This is a genomic window from Paenibacillus sp. CFBP 13594 (genome assembly GCF_014842675.1).
GTDB classification, from domain to species: domain Bacteria; phylum Bacillota; class Bacilli; order Paenibacillales; family Paenibacillaceae; genus Paenibacillus; species Paenibacillus amylolyticus_B.
On record NZ_JACYVQ010000001.1, the window covers coordinates 1,421,464 to 1,440,026 of the forward strand.

Annotated in this window: 19 protein-coding genes, 1 pseudogene and 1 riboswitch; of the genes and pseudogenes, 2 read left to right on the forward strand and 18 right to left on the reverse strand. The window is 45.2% G+C overall.

Annotated elements, in window-relative coordinates; all coding sequences use genetic code 11:
• Positions 1 to 91: 91 nt before the first annotated feature.
• The 3 genes from IFU39_RS06320 to IFU39_RS06330 form a co-directional block, all read right to left on the reverse strand.
• Complete coding sequence (locus IFU39_RS06320; RefSeq protein ID WP_091016467.1) at positions 92 to 1,357, reverse strand: ABC transporter substrate-binding protein; 1,266 nt, start codon at positions 1,355 to 1,357, stop codon at positions 92 to 94.
• 85 nt (positions 1,358 to 1,442) lie between these two features.
• Positions 1,443 to 2,327 (reverse strand): AraC family transcriptional regulator, encoded by an 885-nt coding sequence (locus IFU39_RS06325; protein WP_192131706.1) that lies wholly within the window; start codon positions 2,325 to 2,327, stop codon positions 1,443 to 1,445.
• A 116-nt stretch (positions 2,328 to 2,443) separates the two neighbouring features.
• Positions 2,444 to 3,439 (reverse strand): LacI family DNA-binding transcriptional regulator, encoded by a 996-nt coding sequence (locus IFU39_RS06330; protein ID WP_091016470.1) that lies wholly within the window; start codon positions 3,437 to 3,439, stop codon positions 2,444 to 2,446.
• 164 nt (positions 3,440 to 3,603) lie between these two features.
• On the opposite strand from IFU39_RS06330, the gene IFU39_RS06335 reads away from it, so the two are divergent.
• A complete protein-coding gene (locus tag IFU39_RS06335) occupies positions 3,604 to 4,029 on the forward strand; it encodes a MaoC family dehydratase (protein ID WP_091016472.1) in 426 nt (141 codons plus the stop codon).
• Positions 4,030 to 4,098: 69 nt separating this feature from the next.
• On the opposite strand, the gene IFU39_RS06340 is transcribed toward IFU39_RS06335, so the two are convergent.
• The 13 genes and pseudogenes from IFU39_RS06340 to IFU39_RS06400 form a co-directional block, all read right to left on the reverse strand.
• Complete coding sequence (locus IFU39_RS06340; protein WP_192131708.1) at positions 4,099 to 5,289, reverse strand: aminotransferase-like domain-containing protein; 1,191 nt, start codon at positions 5,287 to 5,289, stop codon at positions 4,099 to 4,101.
• Between the two features lie 178 nt (positions 5,290 to 5,467).
• Complete coding sequence (locus IFU39_RS06345) at positions 5,468 to 6,616, reverse strand: NAD(P)/FAD-dependent oxidoreductase (RefSeq protein ID WP_192131710.1); 1,149 nt, start codon at positions 6,614 to 6,616, stop codon at positions 5,468 to 5,470.
• Between the two features lie 6 nt (positions 6,617 to 6,622).
• Positions 6,623 to 7,342: a methyltransferase domain-containing protein gene (locus IFU39_RS06350; RefSeq protein ID WP_192131712.1), complete on the reverse strand. Its 720-nt coding sequence runs from the start codon at positions 7,340 to 7,342 to the stop codon at positions 6,623 to 6,625.
• The gene (locus tag IFU39_RS06355) at positions 7,329 to 8,486 is read right to left on the reverse strand and encodes a type III polyketide synthase (RefSeq protein ID WP_192131714.1); all 1,158 of its coding nucleotides are present in this window, start codon (positions 8,484 to 8,486) and stop codon (positions 7,329 to 7,331) included. Before IFU39_RS06355 ends, IFU39_RS06350 begins: the two co-directional genes overlap by 14 nt.
• Before the next feature lie 265 nt (positions 8,487 to 8,751).
• On the reverse strand, positions 8,752 to 9,636 hold the full coding sequence (locus tag IFU39_RS06360) for an alpha/beta hydrolase (protein WP_105598633.1): 885 nt from the start codon (positions 9,634 to 9,636) through the stop codon (positions 8,752 to 8,754).
• Between the two features lie 171 nt (positions 9,637 to 9,807).
• Entirely contained in the window at positions 9,808 to 10,497 is a 690-nt protein-coding gene (locus tag IFU39_RS06365) for a hypothetical protein (RefSeq protein ID WP_105598632.1), read from the reverse strand.
• 56 nt (positions 10,498 to 10,553) lie between these two features.
• A complete protein-coding gene (locus IFU39_RS06370; RefSeq protein ID WP_105599132.1) occupies positions 10,554 to 10,910 on the reverse strand; it encodes an MmcQ/YjbR family DNA-binding protein in 357 nt (118 codons plus the stop codon).
• Between the two features lie 133 nt (positions 10,911 to 11,043).
• Entirely contained in the window at positions 11,044 to 12,471 is a 1,428-nt protein-coding gene (locus IFU39_RS06375) for a DEAD/DEAH box helicase (protein WP_105598631.1), read from the reverse strand.
• 117 nt (positions 12,472 to 12,588) lie between these two features.
• Complete coding sequence (locus tag IFU39_RS06380) at positions 12,589 to 12,903, reverse strand: DMT family transporter (RefSeq protein ID WP_105598630.1); 315 nt, start codon at positions 12,901 to 12,903, stop codon at positions 12,589 to 12,591.
• Positions 12,903 to 13,241 carry a DMT family transporter gene (locus tag IFU39_RS06385; RefSeq protein WP_105598629.1) on the reverse strand — a complete coding sequence of 113 codons (339 nt, stop codon included), beginning with the start codon at positions 13,239 to 13,241 and terminating at the stop codon, positions 12,903 to 12,905. The genes IFU39_RS06380 and IFU39_RS06385 overlap by 1 nt, the downstream gene beginning before the upstream one ends.
• Before the next feature lie 101 nt (positions 13,242 to 13,342).
• A riboswitch (guanidine-I (ykkC/yxkD leader) is annotated at positions 13,343 to 13,443 on the reverse strand.
• 70 nt (positions 13,444 to 13,513) lie between these two features.
• Complete coding sequence (locus IFU39_RS06390; RefSeq protein ID WP_105598628.1) at positions 13,514 to 14,143, reverse strand: pentapeptide repeat-containing protein; 630 nt, start codon at positions 14,141 to 14,143, stop codon at positions 13,514 to 13,516.
• Positions 14,140 to 14,919, reverse strand: coding sequence for a class I SAM-dependent methyltransferase (locus IFU39_RS06395; RefSeq protein ID WP_105598627.1), 780 nt, complete (start codon positions 14,917 to 14,919; stop codon positions 14,140 to 14,142). Before IFU39_RS06395 ends, IFU39_RS06390 begins: the two co-directional genes overlap by 4 nt.
• Before the next feature lie 232 nt (positions 14,920 to 15,151).
• A pseudogene (locus IFU39_RS06400) lies at positions 15,152 to 15,289 on the reverse strand (aldo/keto reductase); the annotation flags it as partial.
• 371 nt (positions 15,290 to 15,660) lie between these two features.
• Between IFU39_RS06400 and IFU39_RS06405 the strand changes: the two are divergent.
• Positions 15,661 to 16,578, forward strand: a complete 918-nt coding sequence (locus IFU39_RS06405) for an AraC family transcriptional regulator (protein WP_105598626.1) — start codon at positions 15,661 to 15,663, stop codon at positions 16,576 to 16,578.
• 179 nt (positions 16,579 to 16,757) lie between these two features.
• Here IFU39_RS06405 and IFU39_RS06410 read toward each other — a convergent pair whose 3' ends face one another.
• Both IFU39_RS06410 and IFU39_RS06415 read right to left on the reverse strand, forming a co-directional pair.
• Positions 16,758 to 17,837: a threonine aldolase family protein gene (locus IFU39_RS06410; protein ID WP_105598625.1), complete on the reverse strand. Its 1,080-nt coding sequence runs from the start codon at positions 17,835 to 17,837 to the stop codon at positions 16,758 to 16,760.
• Positions 17,834 to 18,256, reverse strand: coding sequence for a MarR family winged helix-turn-helix transcriptional regulator (locus IFU39_RS06415; protein ID WP_091016501.1), 423 nt, complete (start codon positions 18,254 to 18,256; stop codon positions 17,834 to 17,836). The genes IFU39_RS06410 and IFU39_RS06415 overlap by 4 nt, the downstream gene beginning before the upstream one ends.
• Between the last annotated feature and the right edge of the window lie 307 nt (positions 18,257 to 18,563).

Genomic DNA, 18,563 nt, shown 5'->3' on the forward strand with positions numbered 1-18,563 from the left:
GTTATCATCGGATGTGTGATGTGTATAACCATCGCTTACTTCGAGGGCGTGTCTGAAAACTCCGAAGGAAGGTTTTCAGACACGTCCTAAGCTAATCCACTTCCAGCTCCGGAAATCTCAAGGTGACATCACGTTTGATTCGCTTTACGACTTCTTCCTTGGTCTGAATGTCCTTATTGAGATATAACTGGAGTACAATCTTGTAGATATCGTTGTTAATTGTGGCATCATATTTGGTGCGTTCGTATACAGGTACCCGTTTTGCAGCCTCCGAGAAAAACTCGAAATGCTTCTGTCCTCCCAAATAGGACGATGAGAGAGACGGGGCAAGTTCATCATTCACAACCATGTTGCTCGTGAAATAATCCTGTTCTTTCGCGAGCTCCGACAGAAAGTCGTGGTTAAAGTTATAGAACTCGATAAACTTCCAGGCGAGATCTTTTTTGTCACTTTTACTATACATCGCTATATAAGTTCCGCCTGCACTAAACGCTGAAGGTCCCTGTGCCAAGCCCCATAAGCCTTCGGTATCCGGGGCATTTGCCTTGAACGTAAATTGCAGGGCCCAGGTTGCCCCGGGATAGAACATGACCTCTCCTTTTTGCATGGATGCAGCGTAACCGGCACTTCCATCATCATACTCGGCAAGCACTTTCCGCTCACGTGCTTCACGTACAAGATCGAGCACTTCCAAGTAGGTTGGATCGATGACGAGTTTGCCGTCCTTCACCCAAGGTATACCATCATATGAATTCGATATAGCATTCCAATTTGCCAATGCATGTACTTTATTCCCGCTTAGTTGCTGCACCTTCTCTCCAATCTCGAAGATTTTCTCCCATGTATCGATCTGTGAACCCACCTTCTCAGGATCATCGGTGCCCAGATATTTCTTCGCCAAATCCCGACGATAATAGATGCCCCCTGGTGTTCCCTGGTAACCTATCGCTCTGACATTTCCTTCACTGTCCTTTTCATTGGCCTGCACAAAAGCATATTGTTCCTGGATAAGTTCATTGGCGTTATACGGCGAAGCTGATAGATTCTCCAGATAAGGAACGTCAATCAGTTCTCGAATATTCGCATTTTCAATCATAAATACATCTGGAGCCTTCGAGGTCGTCTGTAGCGCAGATTTCAGCTTGGTGATATAGAAATTACCGGGGATGTTGACAAAGTTCACTTTGATGTCAGGATATTGCTGTTCGAATTTCTCGATGGCATATCCTGCTTCATCCGTAAAACTCCACACGGTAATCTCCTGTTGCTTGCTTTGATTGGATGGACTGAACTGACAACCAGCTAACAACAGTGCTGCACATACAAATACAATAGTTGGCTTAAACCACTTCTTCATAGGCCCCCTCCTTCAAAAAGGAAACGCTTACAATTTATTAGAGTATATTGATTTTGGAGAGGGCTTTCTCCACAAATATTGTGCATTACCCTCCATATTTTGTGATATTCGTACGGTGTTTTTTACGAAATTCGGAGGGTGTGCAGTCATTATATTTTTTGAAAAGACGGTTATAGGAGTTTACATTGTTGAACCCATGGCCGATCGCAATCTCCAGAATGGTATCCTGACGGAACAATAAGGCCCACTCTGATTTGATGATTCGAAAGTGATTCAAGTATTCCATCAGTGTTACGCCCTTAATCTCTTTGAACAGCTTGCAGACATGGAACTTGCTGAACTTAATATGTTCCGCCACCTGCTCCAGCTTGATCGGTTCAGCATAGTGCTCCTCCAGGTATTCACAGACCGATTCAAGAAATTCAAATTTTTTGGAGGAAGTACAGGGCCATCCTGAAGATGTTGATTCATCGATGGTAACAGGCACGATGGTACGTAGTAAAAGTATGATGAGATCATATAATCTGGATACCATTAACCACCGATATCCCGGCTTCTGATTTTTCTTCTCGGTAATGATGACATCTATATAATGAGCCAGTTTGCTCTGACTCTCCGTATTTGAGGGAATAACTGTTGTTTTGTTAAAAAGTTGTCCGAGATCCTGAATTTCGGCTTCGGTCGTGAAACTTCCCGTTAACAATTCAAGGCGGAACAAGATAATGGTTAACTGTTCAGTCCCCGGCAAAAAGCAGTGCACATCCCCTGGTTTGATCAGCAGCACATCCCCTTTTTCCAACTCACACACGTGGTCGTTCACGCCAATTCTGGCGCTCTTACCATTGACAAGAATCAGTTCAACTTCATCATGCCAGTGTGCAGCATAATTGAACTGATTTCCTGTGTGAATTACCCGAATGGGAAAACCTTCTTGCATATGACCTGTCTCCAAAAAAGTGGGTACGCCCATCGTATCACCCTCCATTTATTTCCAACGAAAAATATTCCTCGTCTTTATATTATGCATTAATGGCTACTCTCCTTTCTTTTTAAGTATTTAAAATTCTATAGAATGGAAAAAACCCCTCAACTCAGATTGAGGAGCCTAACAGAATCGCGTTCCACGCATTGGATGTCCAGTGTATATAACGTCTCTACGATCTCTCCATTCAGCAGTTGAAAAAGAACATGACCTGCAAGCTGGCCTGCATCCCTCTTCGGCTGACGAAATGTGGTTAGTGGTGGATTCATATACTGAGATGCAGGTATATTGTCAAAACCAATTACGGATAACTGCTCAGGAATTGAAATATCATGCTCCCTGAAGGCTTCCAAGCCGCCGATTGCCATTTCATCATTAGCAAAAAAAACAGCGGAGGGCAACTCTCCTTCAAGCAGTTTCTTGGCTGCAATGTAGCCATCTTGCTTCATGTATTGTCCGCCAATTTTCCATTCGGGGTTCTCTTCGATGCCTGCCTCCTTCAAGGCTTTCAAATAACCTTGATAACGATGGAGATTACATTCCGATTGTGACGGACCACTAATATAAGCTATTGTCCGGTGACCTTTATCGATCAGATAACGGGTAGCCAAGTAACCGCCTTGCGTATCACTCATCAAAACCTTTACAATATGTTGAGCATCCAGATCCCGATCCATGACGACAATCGGAAATCCTGCTTCAGATGCTTCAATAAGCAATTGATCTTGAATATTCTGAGCGATAACAATAGCTCCATCAATTCTTCTTTCTCGGATGTATCGATGGGCTGTTGATTTCTCTCCACCCAACGAACTACATACAATCATATCGTATCCATGACTCATGACGACCGTTTCTATTCCGTTCACCAAATCCGAGAAATATGGACTGGACATGTCATGGACAATAACACCAATGGTTTGTGTACTATTTCGTTTTAATTCAGATGCAGGACCATGCCTAACGTAATTAAGTTGGCTCGCTGCCTCAAGTACTCGGAGTCTTGTCGGCTCACTTACATTGCCTTTATCGTTGAGTACACAAGATACAGTCGAACTGGCTACACCCGCCATCTTGGCTACATCTTTAATCGTTATCATCATATATACTCCTCAAACAAAGTTTCATCTGTTTAGTCCATTATGGCAGTAATACAGCAATACACACCGGACTGTTCACTAGCATTTTAACACGTCAGTCCAGTCATGTCTCTTTCAAAGGCATCGACTACGAAAAAACATATCAAAGAAACCGAGGTGCCTTCATGAGATTCAGTGAATATGTAATAGGTCAGCGCTACGAAACCACATCCTTGGCATTGTCCAAGAGTGATATTATCGAGTTTGCCACAATCTATGATCCACAGTACATGCACTTGGATGAGGAAAAGGCCAAGCAAGGCCGCTTTGGCAGTTTAATTGCTTCTGGCATGCAAACGATGAATATCTCCTTCAAATTATGGATTGAGGTCGGGGTATATGGAGAGCATGTCGTGGCGGGCACCGGAATGAATAACATTCAATTTCTGAAACCTGTCTTTCCGGATGATGAACTTCATGTCATTGCAGAAGTTATTGGACTGTCTCCCAGACGAAAAGGAAATGGGATTGTTACCGTGCTGCTGAGTACTTTCAATCAGAAGAATCAAAAGGTATTTCAGGCAGAATTAAGTGCATTAATCGATAATTAAGGGCTGCGAAAGGCAAAAAAAGAAGCCGCCAATGGGCGACTTCTCATGGATATATTGCGTTTTATAATATTAAGCGTTATACCCTTTCAATACCTTCCCCAAAATCTCTACACCCTTGACAATCTGTTCGTCTGACGGAGTTGAGAAATTAAGTCTGATGGCATTACAAGGGTCTTGCTCGTTCACCAGGAATGCATTTCCAGGTACAACTGCAACCCCTTGAGCTGCCGCTGTCTTGGCATAATCAAGCATGGGCACATGTGCTGGCAGATCACACCAGAGGAACAGTCCACCATCCGGTTGAGTATAGGTAATGGACTCACCCATAAACTCTTGCAGCTTGTCCATCATCAATGTAGCTTTTCTCCGATATACCTCACGAATGCTGTTAATGTGCCCCGCGTAGTCATAATCTGTCATGAACTTGTATGCCAGAATCTGTGGAAGCATGGCTGTATGTACGTCTTCTCCCTGTTTGGCAACAACCATCTTCTCTACCACTTCATGTGGCGCTTGTACAAAACCAACACGTAGTCCCGCCGACAAAATTTTGGAGAATGATCCAACATAGATGACCAGACCCTCATCATCCATAGACTTGATGGTTGGCACATCGTCTCCATTGAATCGAAGTTCTCCGTACGGGTTATCTTCCAAAATCATAACGCCATACTTCTTAGCCAGCTCGTATATGGCCTTACGTTTCGCAAGACTCGTTGTTACACCCGTCGGATTCTGAAAACTTGGGATCACGTAGATCAGTTTCACATTAGGCTCCGTTTGCAGCGCCTGTTCCAGCTTCTCGATATCCATACCGTCCATCTCCATCGGAACACCGGCAAGTTTTGCACCGGATGCCCGGAAGGAGTTCAGGGAACCAATAAAGCTTGGACTCTCACAGATAATCGTATCCCCTTCATTACAAAACACTTTACAGGCCAGTTCAATCCCTTGCTGCGCTCCAGATACAATGAACAATTGATCGGATGGTTTACCGGTATCAAAACCTGTCTTCAAATGTTGAGTCAATGCTTCCCTGAGGGGAACATACCCTTCTGTAATTCCATATTGCAGAGCCGTGACCGGGTCATGCTCCAGAATGGTTTGGGTGAACGTGCGAATCGCCTCAATAGGAAAGGTCTCCGGTGCGGGGTTTCCCGCAGAGAATGGAATCACATTTTGTCCCGAAGAAGCCTTCAGAATCTCACGAATAATGGATGGTTGCAGTGCTGCGATACGATTTGAAAATGAATAGTTCATCTTAAATAGTGCCTCCCGACATTTCATCTGACTTAGTTCTCTATCGTTACATTAGATTCTATTATACGAGCATTTCCCGAATTTCCAAACTGTCTCCACAAAATTAATGTTTATACACCAAAAAAGAGGCCGCCGTCAGCAACCTCTTTCGCATAAGTATTAAGCAAATTTCAGCCTATTAGCGCGCTGCGTTCATCTCGGATAACCGTGTGGCCTTCACAACATAAGCGGCTAGACCGGGGATCATCCGGGCCAGACCAGGATAGAATTTATTGGTTTTGGCAAAAGCCAGCTTTTGAATTCTTCTTGCGCGTCTGAGCAATTGAGTGAATTCACGGCTTGCTTCCAGTGTGTAATTACTCTGCCAATCGGCATGTTCAATATCGCCTTGCAGATACTTGTCAGTCCACCTTGCACACAGAAGTGAAGAGCGAAGGGCAATGGACATTCCGTCTCCACATAAGGGCGGTATCATCAGCATGGCATCCCCAATATGCGGATATTGGGACCACGGTTCTGGAACATTGGACAGATGCAGCGGTGCAATCGACACTTGCGTTCCATCTACAGGTTTTCCTTCGGCTAAACGGGCTGCCAAACTCACGTTTGTTAGGGATGCCGCCTGTAAAATATCGTTTACAGACTTGCCACTTCCCTGAACGGTATCCAGTGTCAACAATGCGGCGACATTCACAATGCCATCCTCAATCGGGGAAATGCCCACGTAACCACCCTCGCAAAAATATAACTCTACCCGTGCGGGAATCTCTATCCCGCTGAAGTGGGACTTAACGCCAACGTATACGGTTTGGTCCCGCAGATCAGGTGCGGAAGCCATCCCACGCGGCTTTTTGGTCCCATGTGCCCCGATAACGGCTTTGGCTCTGTAACTGATCTGCTCATCTCCCTGTTTCACCTGAACCTCATAACTGGCATCCTCAAGCTGCTCGATGCTCGTTATGGTCGCTTTGGTCACAATCTGGGCTCCGGCCTCCAGAGCCTTCTGATGCAAAATCTGGTCCAGCTCATATCGACTTATGCCATATGCGAATCCCGGCAGCGGTGCTTCAATCACTCCGCCTTGTGGCATAACGATTTTGGCATGATCCATGGTACTGGGTTTCTTCGACTGGTCCAGAAGGTGAATGTCCAGAACCTCCAGCATCTCCTTGGTTTCGGGTGACATGAACTCACCGCAGGTTTTGTGCCGAGGGAACTCTTGGCGATCCAGCAAAAGGGTCCGATGACCTTTTCCTGCCAGTTGCATTGCACACGTACTACCGGCAATTCCGGCTCCGATGACAATCACTTCTATCGATTTCGACACGTCAGATCACCTGCCTTTCGTGGGAATAACAACAGAGTAACGGAATAATGGCTTCCATTCATAAGTCATCGTATCATGATTGAGACGTTGTTTAAGTTCCTTCCAATCCCTCCCTGTAAAACCTTTGGCCACGGAAAGAGGACCATCATGACGAATGTACCGATTGCGCGAGATCATTCGTGTTGTAATCCAGACCGCTTTATAGGATACCGGATGGCGGTGAATATCATTAATGACGACACCATGCCTGGATGCTCGCAGCATATGAGAAACCATATCAACCAGCATATCTCCGTCAAAATGATGTACAAACTGGGAACCTGTCACGATATCTGCTGAAGCATCCGGCAGTTGTGTAAGATCGGCACGTTGTACCCGGACTCGGGGTTCGTGACGGAATAGTTGTCTCGCTTCCTCACACGCTTCTTCCGTCAGATCAACCAGCGTAATCTCCAGCTGAACGCCCTGACGATCCGCCCATTGCAGCAGTTTCTGGTTCACATCTCCTGAACCTGCCCCCACATCCAGCAGGGTCAGCTTATTCGGCTTACCAACTGAGTTCCACAACTTCTCTACACCAGCCAGAGTCGGGCCAGGTGCTGCAAATATTTTGTTAAGACGTCTCAGATGTCTTAACGCTTCACGCAGCTCCTCCCCTCCCAGAGAAAAGTCATCCATCAGTTCATCTTCCTTGGCCCGAATGGACAATGTTCTAAAAAAGGACATGATCGTGCTCCTCCATCACTGAAGTTAATGAGGGTACATAAGTGAATTTCATCAACTCTGCGGTGAGTCCCGGTCCAAATGCCATGGCTACACCATCTGTAGAGGATTGACCCTGTACCTTCATGTCCTCACGCATCGCATTCAGCACAAACAGAATGGTATTGGAAGATAAGTTACCATACGTTCTGAGGACATCCCTGCTATACTTTGTTTGCTCGTCTCGCAGTTTCATTACATGCTGCACAGAGTCCACAATCCCACGTCCTCCCGGATGAATGGCCCATAGTTCAGGAAGCTGTTCACTTTGCAATAAGAGACGCAGTTCCTCTTCCAGGTGAACACCTAACAGCTTTGGAATACGAGGGGATAGATACAGGTCATACCCCAGATTCCCCACCTCCCAGGTCATATCTTCAGTCGAATCCGGAAGAAGCACAGAATAACCCATGCCCAGACTCAGAACATTCTTGTGCTGAGGTTCTGGTGTACCCACTACACAGGAAGAAGCAGCGTCTCCGAAGAATGAAGCTGCAAACAGCGCTTCCCGATCTTGTACGGGCTGAAAATGAATGGTGCACAACTCTACACAGACCACAAGGACCTGTGATCCGGGAGCTCCCTGCACAACATCTCGTGCCATCTGAATGGCTTTCAACCCTGCGGCACACCCCTGAAAGATCAGCGGCAGTCGATTAACTCGGGCAGACAAACCCAGATGACGGATGAGCATAACATCAAGACCCGGCAGATATTGACCGGTGCAGCTGACCGTGATGATATGCGTGATGCTCTTTGGAGATACGCCTGAATCCTCTAAGGCTTTTTCTGCCGCTTCAATCCCGAGCGGAAGCGCCTCCCGCTTGTATGTATTCATTCGTTCTTCCGTTGTCGGGATGTCTGATCGCTCGCCAGAGGGCAGATATCGGCATTCTTCCAGTGAACCGTGATAGCTCGGTTCCACGGTATATCGCGTTTCAACACCACAGGACTTGAATATTCGCCTGGAAAAACGGGCCAAATCTGGCCGATCCTGAAGAGAAGAAGCGATTAATTCTGCAATATCTGACTGTGCTACGGGGTGAGCAGGGAGAGCCGTTCCCATGCCAAGAATCGCGATATCGGATGGACTGTTATATTGGTTCATAATAAACCTCCTGGTATTGGTTATTATTTCCTCTAATTAACACTCTTACCCTTAACGATATCGTTATAATCTCAAGAAGGCTCCTAATCCAGTTTATTAACACATCCGGAAGCTCAGAAGCTTGGTTTCACCAAGCCATTGAAGCAATCACACCAGTGAACGAAAAAAGCCGCCATTAGGCGACTTCAAGGTAACTTTTTAAACAACCTGCTCAAATGATATCTAACCACTTCTCAGTTCTTTCTACACGTCATTCTGATGTACTTTATTTGGAAAATGCTTCTCTGATCTTGTCACTCATCCGGTACCAGGCATCCTCAGCCATCTGGAGATCCCCAGAATGCGTAAATCCATGAGCGGCTCCCTCGTACTCCTTAAAAGTCACCTTCACACCGCTGGCTTCCAGCCTTGCTGCATATGTTCTTGCTTCTTGGGCCAGTGAATCTTTCTCCGCGGTAATAATCAATGCTTCTGGAAGTCCCTCTAATGAAGTTGCAAGCACAGGTGAAGCCAACGGGTCTTGCGCATCTTCTGGCGTTTCAAGGTACATGGCATTGAACGTTCTCGCGATATCGGCTGGAATGGCTTCTTCAAAACTAGGTTTCTCGGCCGGATCTGTAGCCACATCCAATACGGCATAATCGATAACCTGAAGTACAATCGGCAGCTCGCTTCCACGTTGCTGATTCAGTAAACACACTGCTGCAGCAAGATTCCCCCCAGCACTATGCCCACCAATGGCGAATAGAGACGGGTTCACCGAGAAGGATTCCGGATTGCCGTGGACCCACTTTACAACGTCGTAACATTCATGGACCGCCGTTGGGAACTTGTGCTCTGGTGCAAGACGGTAATCGATATTAACAACCACACAATCAGATCGATCAGCGATCAGGCGACACCATGGATCATCCATCTGTGCTTGTCCGAGGATGAAACCACCCCCATGCATATTGAAGAAGACCGGCAGAGGAGCGGAATGGTCCCTATCCGGTGTATACACAAGTACACGTGTATCACCTTTAGTTGTAGGAATCATGACTTCTTTTACTGTGACAGCATACGTGGAACTGGGTTGAAGAGCTGCACCTGTACCGACGACATTTTGACGCATTTGTTGTACCATTGCCAGTTGTTGTTGTTGATCCATATTTATCACTCCTTATTTGCATTAAGAATGAATCCGACAATCGGAAATTTGAATCATTCATTCTCCAATGAATTCAAGACAGTGATGTAATTTTCCTCCCCCACTGTCGTTGCCAGTCCACCTTCCGTTGTGACAGCATGTTCATGCGAAATATCAAGCTCCCCAGTTGTCTCACTGTTCGTTGGATGCGCTCCCCTGCTCCATACTTGAGTCCTTTTTCTTGTGGGACATCATTCTGACCCCCATCAGACAAAAGAAAACGCTGCACCCCATGCCGAACAAACTACTGGTTTTTAAAGCGAGAGGTGAGGCTTGCATGGTAAGTAGTGTCGCTTGTGTCACGACGATGGATACCATGGCATCGGTGAAGTTAATCATTTTCAATGTAGATATAATTGGGTTATGTAGATGACGATTAGCCCAGGTACCGTACACGGCAAAAGCAAGTTTGGTAAAAGCGACTATAGCTACGATATATACAATAAGTCCGCTATATATGAAGGCATCACCGATCAGATACATTCGCAGACAGACGATCGAATAGGAGACGCCCAGAAAACATAGAAAAAGACCTCCGCGTTTATACACCGCAAGCTCCAAAGAATATCTTTCTTGGGGAGACGCCGTCCCTTTGGCAACTTTATATTGATGAAGCACCTGGCCTTTGGCTATACACAGAATCAAATAATACACTGCATTTGTGATGAACCATCCGGAAAGGAGATATATCCCCAAAACTAGCTTGCCTATCCCAATCCAGGCATTGATAACAAGGGATGCAACGTTGAACAAGGCCGTTCGATCTTGCTTATTTCCAAGATAACGGTCCCATATGGGCTTAAAGTATGTCTTCATTTTCATAAGATATTCATTCTACTTGGCGAGCAGACCATTGGCCTTGATAAGAGCGAAATACCTCACGATTCGACCAGAGATTCCCGAACCCTTTTCGGAAGGGATTGGATAACCATATCATACGAGTGATCGATCATGACGTAGACATCCTCATTGGACAAGGAACCATCCAGCGTAATGGTATTCCAGTGTTTTTTGTTCATATGATATCCTGGTTGAACTGCTTCATGCTGCTCTCTCAGGTTCTCTGCAATTATAGGATCACATTTTAAGTTTAAGCGACAGTGCTTTTCCTTGTTTTCAAAAATAAGGGCGAACATCTTACCCGCAACCTTGATCGCGACTGGATCAGGCCCAAATGGATAATCCTTGATCGCACCTTTCTTGTTCAAACTGTATTCAATCATCGTATCCTTCAAGTCAGCACCTCCCCTTTCAAATTGAACAATATAATGATACCGAATGTAAGTTCGTATGTAAATAAGTTCTCTACACATACAATAAAACCTCCTCCATAAGAATGGAGAAGGTTTTATCTGGTTTATTTAGGTCTTAATTGGCTCTATCATTCCTTGTTTTGCTACTGCGGCTGAATGAACCATTATTTGATTTACTGCTACTGCTGTTCGATCTGCTGCTACTGCTGTTTGATCGATTGCTATTGGATCTACCTTCGCTTGAACGACTGCTATTGGCTTTACCACTCTTGGCAAACCACTCGGATTTCGGCTTGCGTGCCGGGTTCGCCTTGGACTTCGCCGGTTTGCCTGCAGCCGATTTGTTGAACGCAGGTTTACTGCCCGATGGTTTGCTGGTTTTCTCAAACACAGGTACACCTGTCATCGGATACGGATGACCTTTCACTTCAGGAATCGTCTTCTTGATTACTTTCTCAATATCCTTCAGGAATGGAAGTTCATCTTTCTCACAGAATGAGATGGCCATCCCGCTTTTCCCTGCTCGACCTGTACGTCCAATACGGTGAACATATGTTTCCGGAATGTTAGGCAGGTTAAAGTTAATGACATGTGACAGTTCCTCCACATCAATTCCTCTTGCTGCAATATCCGTCGCCACCAGTACTCGCGTAGCCCCACTCTTGAAATTGTTCAGTGCCCGTTGGCGGTCGTTCTGCGACTTGTTGCCATGAATGGCCTGTGCCGTAACATTCACTTTGGCCAAATCACGTGTAACCCGGTCAGCGCCGCGCTTCGTGCGTGTGAACACCAATGCCGTGACGATGGATTTATCCTCCAAAATTTGGTTCAACATAAGCTGCTTCTTGCCATTCTCCAACAAATATATAGACTGCTCAATGCGGTCTACGGTTGAAGATACCGGTGTAATTTCTACTTTGACTGGATCAACAAGCAATGTCTTAACCATTTTGGTGATCTCAGGAGGCATGGTCGCTGAGAAGAACAGCGTCTGCTTTTTGTTCGGCATTTTGGCAATGATTCGTTTCACATCATGAATGAAACCCATGTCCAACATCCGGTCTGCTTCATCCAGAACGAGAATCTCAACCATCTTCAGATCAATACGTTTCTGGTTAATCAGATCGTTCAATCTGCCAGGTGTTGCAATAATAATATCTGCACCTTGATTCAACGCACGCTCTTGTACTTTTTGCGAAACACCGCCAACGATTGCCGTACAACGAATGTCCGTATACCGGCTATATACCTTGATGTTATCCGCGATCTGAATAGCCAGTTCTCGTGTTGGTGTCAAAATTAATGAGCGAATATGTCTTGCCGACTTTGATCCTTGTCCTTTGGATCTTTCGCTTAATAATTGAATGATCGGCACCGAGAATGCTGCTGTCTTGCCTGTTCCTGTCTGTGCACATCCCAGCAGATCTCTGCCAGCTAATACAGCTGGTATGGCCTGTTCCTGTATAGGGGTAGGATTAGTATAGTTTGCTTTGCTTAACCCTTCCATAATAGAGGGGATAATATTTAAGTCCTTAAATGTCATGTTTTCTCCTTCATTTACGCACATCTATGAATAAGACGCATCTTTTATTTCACACGTAACGTATAAGGATACCATTAAAAACGTAATCTGTACATTATCTTTTTAATATCACTTTGTTTAACTGACCAATTTAAGACCGACTGCCGATCCGAGCACCATAGCGATAAACAGAATTCTTAGGGCATTTCGAGGTTCTCCATAAAACACCATGCCAAGAATCGCACCACCGGAGGCCCCGATTCCCGTCCATACGGCATATGCTGTCCCCATCGGAAGAGTTTCCATTGCAATGGACAGGAATAGGAAGCTTAAACCAAACCCGGCTACCAATAGAACCAGTGAAATGAGATTACGGTCTTTGTGCAACTTGTTTATCATAAGCACTCCGACCATCTCAAATACCCCTGCCAAGATAAGAAATACCCAGTTCATTATAGCTGCACCCCCTTACTCTTCTCTTTACTCAGCATTTTAAGACCAATTACGCCGAGTAAAAGTATACCAATGAGTATCATTTTTCCGGCTTGAACAGTTGCATCGAACAAAATAATCTCTGCTAATACAGTACCAGCGGTACCGAGGCCAACGAATACTGCATAGACCGTTCCCACAGGCAGTGTACGCGAAGCTGCAATCATCAAGGAGAAACTTATCATAATGGCAACCATTGTAAGGCTCCATTCCAGCATCCCGCTGGCATGTTTTAATCCAATGACCCACCCCACTTCAAACAACGCAGCAACCACAACCGACATCCACGTTTTATTCATACCTGTAACACTCCTTCTCTACTACATTTTTTGTACAACCTGTAAGGGTTCATTAGCGAAAAACAAAAAAAGCCCGGGAAACAAACTGCACGTCGCAGTTCATCTCCCAGGCTTTTATCCCTCCGTGGCACAACCAACAGGTTGCGGGTTTTCTCTCGGACCAGACCGACACATCCATCGCGGAACCCTAGAAAACCTGTTTTTATTCTAATGTGACTCCAATTATACATACTTCCACTATCTTGGCAACCCCGTAAATGTGATCATGCCCTTTATTTGATAATCAAACCCATTAATCCTACAAATGTGGCGGCTTGATGTGGTGAAATCACACAACCGTTGAGATCTTCCATGGTCAGTACCAAGGAGTCAAATTCGCAATCGCTAAGATCCAGATCCTTCATTTTGGTCCCCGTTAAGGAAACTTGGTCGATGTTACATTGACTAAACTCCATTTTTTGCAGTGCCAGATAGGCAAAGTCCGCACCAATCAAGGTACATTCCGAGAAGGAGACCTGTTTCAAATGAGCAAAACGGAAATTGCTGTAGTCACCTAGACCATGAAGGAAACTGACATTTTGCAATCGACTATTGGAAAGATCAGTTCCGACAAACTTGCAGTGATGCCATTCGATCCGGTGCATGAAGGCACCAGAGAGATTGACATTGGAGAAGTCACAGTGTTCGAACCGGACATCGGTGAATTCAAATTGTTCCAAGGTAGACTCCGAGATTGTCACATGTCTAAATACAACATTTTCAAAGGAAACTTTACTCGCTTCCTGTTGATCCAGCATGATATTCTCGATCAGTTTGTGTTTGTACTCAACTTTGGATTCCAAGAATGCAATCGTTTCCGGTTCGAGTAACTGCTCCTGAATCTTGGGTTTGTCCATTTTCATATCGTATTCCCCGATTCCTTAATAGCTACGACTCGCAGTCGGCTTCTGTCCAGATACCATTGTCCATCCCGCATCAGTTGTGGCTGTACTTTTTTCTCTACAGCTTCCATAATAACATCCTGTTCCGCAGGTGTGATACCACTGAATAAATACTCCGCGAAGCTGTCCAACCACTTTCTGGCACCTGGCTTGAACGGGGTAAATTGGTCAACATGCTGGACCAGACTAACTCGAAATCCGTTTTGCTCCAGTAAATTAGCATATTCGCCAATGGTAGGGTGATACCATGGATTCCGACCTTCCCATTTGTATCCACGGGCATGCAGTTCTTCCCTTACCGCTCTTATTAATATAGCCGTGTTGCCATTTGCAGCAAACTCAGCCACGAATCGCCCGCCCGTCTTGAGCGCTGACTGTATTGATTGTACTACTGCCGGGGCATCCTTTATCCAATGCAGAACGGCATGAGAGAAGACAGCATCAAAAGGTTCTTCTGTCCGATAATGACAAGCATTTGCTACATGAATATTCATATCAGGGTATTTCTGTTTAGCTTGCCTAATCGTCTCTTCTGAAAAATCTATACCTGTTGGCAGCGCTCCTGCGACTGCAATTTTGGCTGTCAGATCCCCATTGCCACAACCCACATCAAGGATTCGTTCTCCATGGGACGGCTGGAGCAAGGATAAGATAGGTGTTTCCTGTAACGCTGTAAAAGGAGCAGAATGACCACTCCACGATTCGTTCGTTTGACCGGATGAATGTCCGTTGTTCATAGAATATAATCTCCTTCTCGATTAAGGATCTAATGTATCTATAATAACTTTAATATAAGAGAAGTGTCAATTCACTCAACAGATAACTATAAAAAAAGCCGCCGAATGGCGACTTTAACATTTAAGAATTGGGATCAACTGAGATTGCCAGTTACCGGATGCGACGCTCAGCTGTATATTGGACTTTCATGAACTGCCAGGCGTACATCGAAGAGCTCCAATGTATCTGACCTTTCCGGATGAACGGTCGACTCTGCTCTTCATTCAGGGACCATGGAGCCATTCCGCGTTCCGGTACACCGTAACTCATACAACCTAGACATAATCTGGAGACATCCAGACCGGTACGTCCTAATTTCACATATTCCATATTTCACACTCTCCTTGAATTTGTTCTGTGAATGGATGTTGTCTCGACCTCTTCGGTAACTAGCTCTAACCAGCATGTGAAGTATATCTCTCGATGTACGGAATTTTCTTCGAACTTGATCTGTGATTCGAGCCTGTCAATCAATATTTGCCTCACATGGTTTGATAACCACTTCATCACCTTACTCACCCAACTTTTCGAATAAACTTTAATCGCTTGGCTCTGTTGATATACTCTTAGTATGCCGAGTCATGGACTGCAAGCGGTATATCAATCGTCTTAATTGATTGCCTGATCCTCTCAGGCCCACTTTTGGTTCTGTACGGTAAGCTTTATAATGTAAGCAGGTTAAATCCGTGAGGAGGATACGTATGACCGAAGAATCATTTCAACCAAAACAGGAATTGAGTGACCTGATTAAACGCCATTCCCACCATAACTGTGCAATGGAAACGGAGATTCCTTCCCTGTTTGTCTATCACCATTCCAAGATTAGCGAACCCGCATACAGAGTATATAAACCTTCATTTTGTGTGATTGTTCAAGGGTTGAAAGAAGTATTGCTCGCACAGGAGCGTTATGAATACGGACCTTCCAATTACCTGATTGCTTCCATGAATCTTCCGGTCATCGGGCAGATTATCAAGGCATCCGCTGAAGCACCCTACTTAAGTCTTAAGCTCGAATTCACACCGAACCAAATTCTCGAAGTACTTAACGAATGCAATATCAAGGTAACATTCAACGAAAACGCCAGACGAGCCATGTTTGTAGGTCAGATGGAATCGTCCATTCAGGATGCTGTACTCCGACTTGTTCGATTGTTGGATACGCCGGGAGAGATTCCGTTTCTGGCTCCGTTGTACGTTAAAGAAATCCTGTTCCGCCTCCTTCAAGGACCTTACGGAGGAGAACTGGCGCAGATTGCGGTTGAAGGTAGCAGCACTTATCGGATCAGAGAAGCGATTGAGTACATCGTTCATCATTGGGAACAGCCATTTCGCATTGAAGATCTGGCTGAGACCGCCAGCATGAGCGTCTCTTCATTCCATCGTCACTTCAAAGAGATCACAGCCATGAGTCCATTACAATTCCAGAAACAATTAAGATTACAGGAAGCCCGGCGACTTCTGATGGCCGAATCTGCTGACGCGGCAGATGTAGCGTTCCGGGTTGGTTACGAGAGTGCTTCTCAATTTAGCCGCGAATATGCACGCATGTTCGGTGCGCCGCCTAGAGCCGATATCCGACGGCTGAAAGAGAAATATGACATGGCCTTGAGTGAGTAACCGAATATGCACTCTCTATCTCACAACTATCTCACAAAAGGTAAACCAAAAAAGGACAACCACAATGAGTTGTCCTTTTTTCTGTATCAGAATTCTGCGTAATTGCTTTTGGATTTATTCAAGCTACTCGTATTTATGAGAAGGAAATCGGAACTGTTCTCCTTAATTTTTGAACAAGATTAGACCAATACTTCGACCCGTTCTGGCACGTGGATCTCTTCGTGCAATAATTGAGTAATTTCACGAGTCAGTGCATCCACATTCTCTTGACGAGTTGCCCAGCTGGTACAGAACCGCACCGCACTGTGTGTATCGTCAACCTTTTCCCAGAAGGTGAACGTATAACCGCTGCGTAATTTCTCAAGCAAACAATCAGGTAGAATCGGAAACTGCTGGTTAGTTGGTGAATCGTACAGGAAACGTACTCCCTGCTGTTCGAGTGAATCATGAATTCTCAAGGCCATATCTACGGCATGACGAGAAATATCGAGGTACAGACCATCTTCGAACAACGTTTCAAATTGGATTCCCAGCAATCTGCCTTTGGCAAGCAGGCCACCTTTTTGTTTGATCATATAACGAAAATCTGGTTTGAGCGCATCATTCAGGATGACAACCGCCTCTCCCATCAATGCGCCAATCTTGGTTCCCCCGATGTAAAATACATCGCACAAGCGCGCAAGATCAGCAAGTGTCATATCGCAATCTCGGGAGGCAAGTGCATATCCAAGGCGTGCTCCATCCACGAAAAATGGAAGACCACACGCTCTGCTGACTGCGTGCAAAGCTTGCAATTCTGCCTTGCTGTACATCGTTCCGTTCTCCGTTGGCTGAGATATGTAGACCATACCTGGCTGCACACAGTGTTCCGGCGACGACTCATTCATGTGCGCATCGTAGACTGCTCTAACCTGCTCAGGCGTGATCTTTCCGTCCTCACTTGGTACTGTGAGTACCTTATGACCCGTTGCTTCAATAGCCCCCGTCTCATGAACCGCAATATGTCCTGAACTCGCTGCAATCACACCTTGATAAGGACGCAAAATAGAGGCAATCACCGTTGTATTTGTCTGTGTACCGCCAACCAAAAAATGAACATCAGCCTGCTCGTTGTCACAAGCCTGACGAATAAGCATTCTCGCCCGTTGGCAATGCTCATCCGTACCATAACCGCTTGTCTGTTCCATGTTAGTTTCCATCAGTTTTTGTAAAATGCGATCATGCGCACCTTCGTTATAGTCACATTCAAATCGTATCATCGTGTTGTCTCTCCTGCCTTCTTGTTCAACTTCTCTTGTATGTTCATCATGGAGGTGTATACCTCTTGAATCTCTTCTTCATTGAGGTCTTGCATTAATTTCAGAATCTGTTGATCGGATCGATCATTCAATTGGGCATACAGTTCCTCACCCTTGGCTGTCAGACGAATCAGACTGACCCGGCTGTCGGCCGCAGAATTCACTTTCACCAGCAGACCTTCCTTGGACAGCTTGTTTACAATGCGGCTCATGTAACTGCGATCAATGGTCAGTGTATCCACCAGATTGTTCGCAATGCTCTCTCCCCGAATTCCAATCTCAATAATGACCCGTACTTCAGCAAAGGAATACCCTGTTCCGAGAATATGCTTGTCGAGTACACCAAGTATGTTGGTATAAAAACGGTTAAAACGTCGCATGTCAGCCAGAATATCTGGATTTATGTACTGAGAGTCGATGTCAAACCCTCCTTTTTAGTGGACATTGTCAACATTATAATAATCAGGTTAGTGGACGTTGTCAACATTATATTTTGTATAGCATTTATAACTTCATTAGTTACCCAAAAGAAAAAGCCGCGCATATGCGCGGCAAGGTTTAATTGATTTAGTTACTTTATCCAGATACTTAGTCACCTACTTAAGTTTCTATATAAATTGAACTGAACATTTACACAAAACGAAGAGGACAGAAAGAACCTGAAGAAGCGGAGCTAAAAGCTTTCTG

Coding starts and splice junctions, on each gene's coding strand:
- IFU39_RS06405 (WP_105598626.1), top strand. CDS start 15,661: ATGACCGAAGAATCATTTCAACCAAAACAGGAATTGAGTGACCTGATT.
- IFU39_RS06410 (WP_105598625.1), bottom strand. CDS start 17,837: ATGATACGATTTGAATGTGACTATAACGAAGGTGCGCATGATCGCATT.
- IFU39_RS06320 (WP_091016467.1), bottom strand. CDS start 1,357: ATGAAGAAGTGGTTTAAGCCAACTATTGTATTTGTATGTGCAGCACTG.
- IFU39_RS06415 (WP_091016501.1), bottom strand. CDS start 18,256: ATGCGACGTTTTAACCGTTTTTATACCAACATACTTGGTGTACTCGAC.
- IFU39_RS06335 (WP_091016472.1), top strand. CDS start 3,604: ATGAGATTCAGTGAATATGTAATAGGTCAGCGCTACGAAACCACATCC.
- IFU39_RS06325 (WP_192131706.1), bottom strand. CDS start 2,327: ATGGGCGTACCCACTTTTTTGGAGACAGGTCATATGCAAGAAGGTTTT.
- IFU39_RS06395 (WP_105598627.1), bottom strand. CDS start 14,919: ATGAACAACGGACATTCATCCGGTCAAACGAACGAATCGTGGAGTGGT.
- IFU39_RS06375 (WP_105598631.1), bottom strand. CDS start 12,471: ATGACATTTAAGGACTTAAATATTATCCCCTCTATTATGGAAGGGTTA.
- IFU39_RS06360 (WP_105598633.1), bottom strand. CDS start 9,636: ATGGATCAACAACAACAACTGGCAATGGTACAACAAATGCGTCAAAAT.
- IFU39_RS06385 (WP_105598629.1), bottom strand. CDS start 13,241: ATGAATAAAACGTGGATGTCGGTTGTGGTTGCTGCGTTGTTTGAAGTG.
- IFU39_RS06355 (WP_192131714.1), bottom strand. CDS start 8,486: ATGAACCAATATAACAGTCCATCCGATATCGCGATTCTTGGCATGGGA.
- IFU39_RS06390 (WP_105598628.1), bottom strand. CDS start 14,143: ATGAAAATGGACAAACCCAAGATTCAGGAGCAGTTACTCGAACCGGAA.
- IFU39_RS06350 (WP_192131712.1), bottom strand. CDS start 7,342: ATGTCCTTTTTTAGAACATTGTCCATTCGGGCCAAGGAAGATGAACTG.
- IFU39_RS06365 (WP_105598632.1), bottom strand. CDS start 10,497: ATGAAAATGAAGACATACTTTAAGCCCATATGGGACCGTTATCTTGGA.
- IFU39_RS06330 (WP_091016470.1), bottom strand. CDS start 3,439: ATGATAACGATTAAAGATGTAGCCAAGATGGCGGGTGTAGCCAGTTCG.
- IFU39_RS06340 (WP_192131708.1), bottom strand. CDS start 5,289: ATGAACTATTCATTTTCAAATCGTATCGCAGCACTGCAACCATCCATT.
- IFU39_RS06380 (WP_105598630.1), bottom strand. CDS start 12,903: ATGAACTGGGTATTTCTTATCTTGGCAGGGGTATTTGAGATGGTCGGA.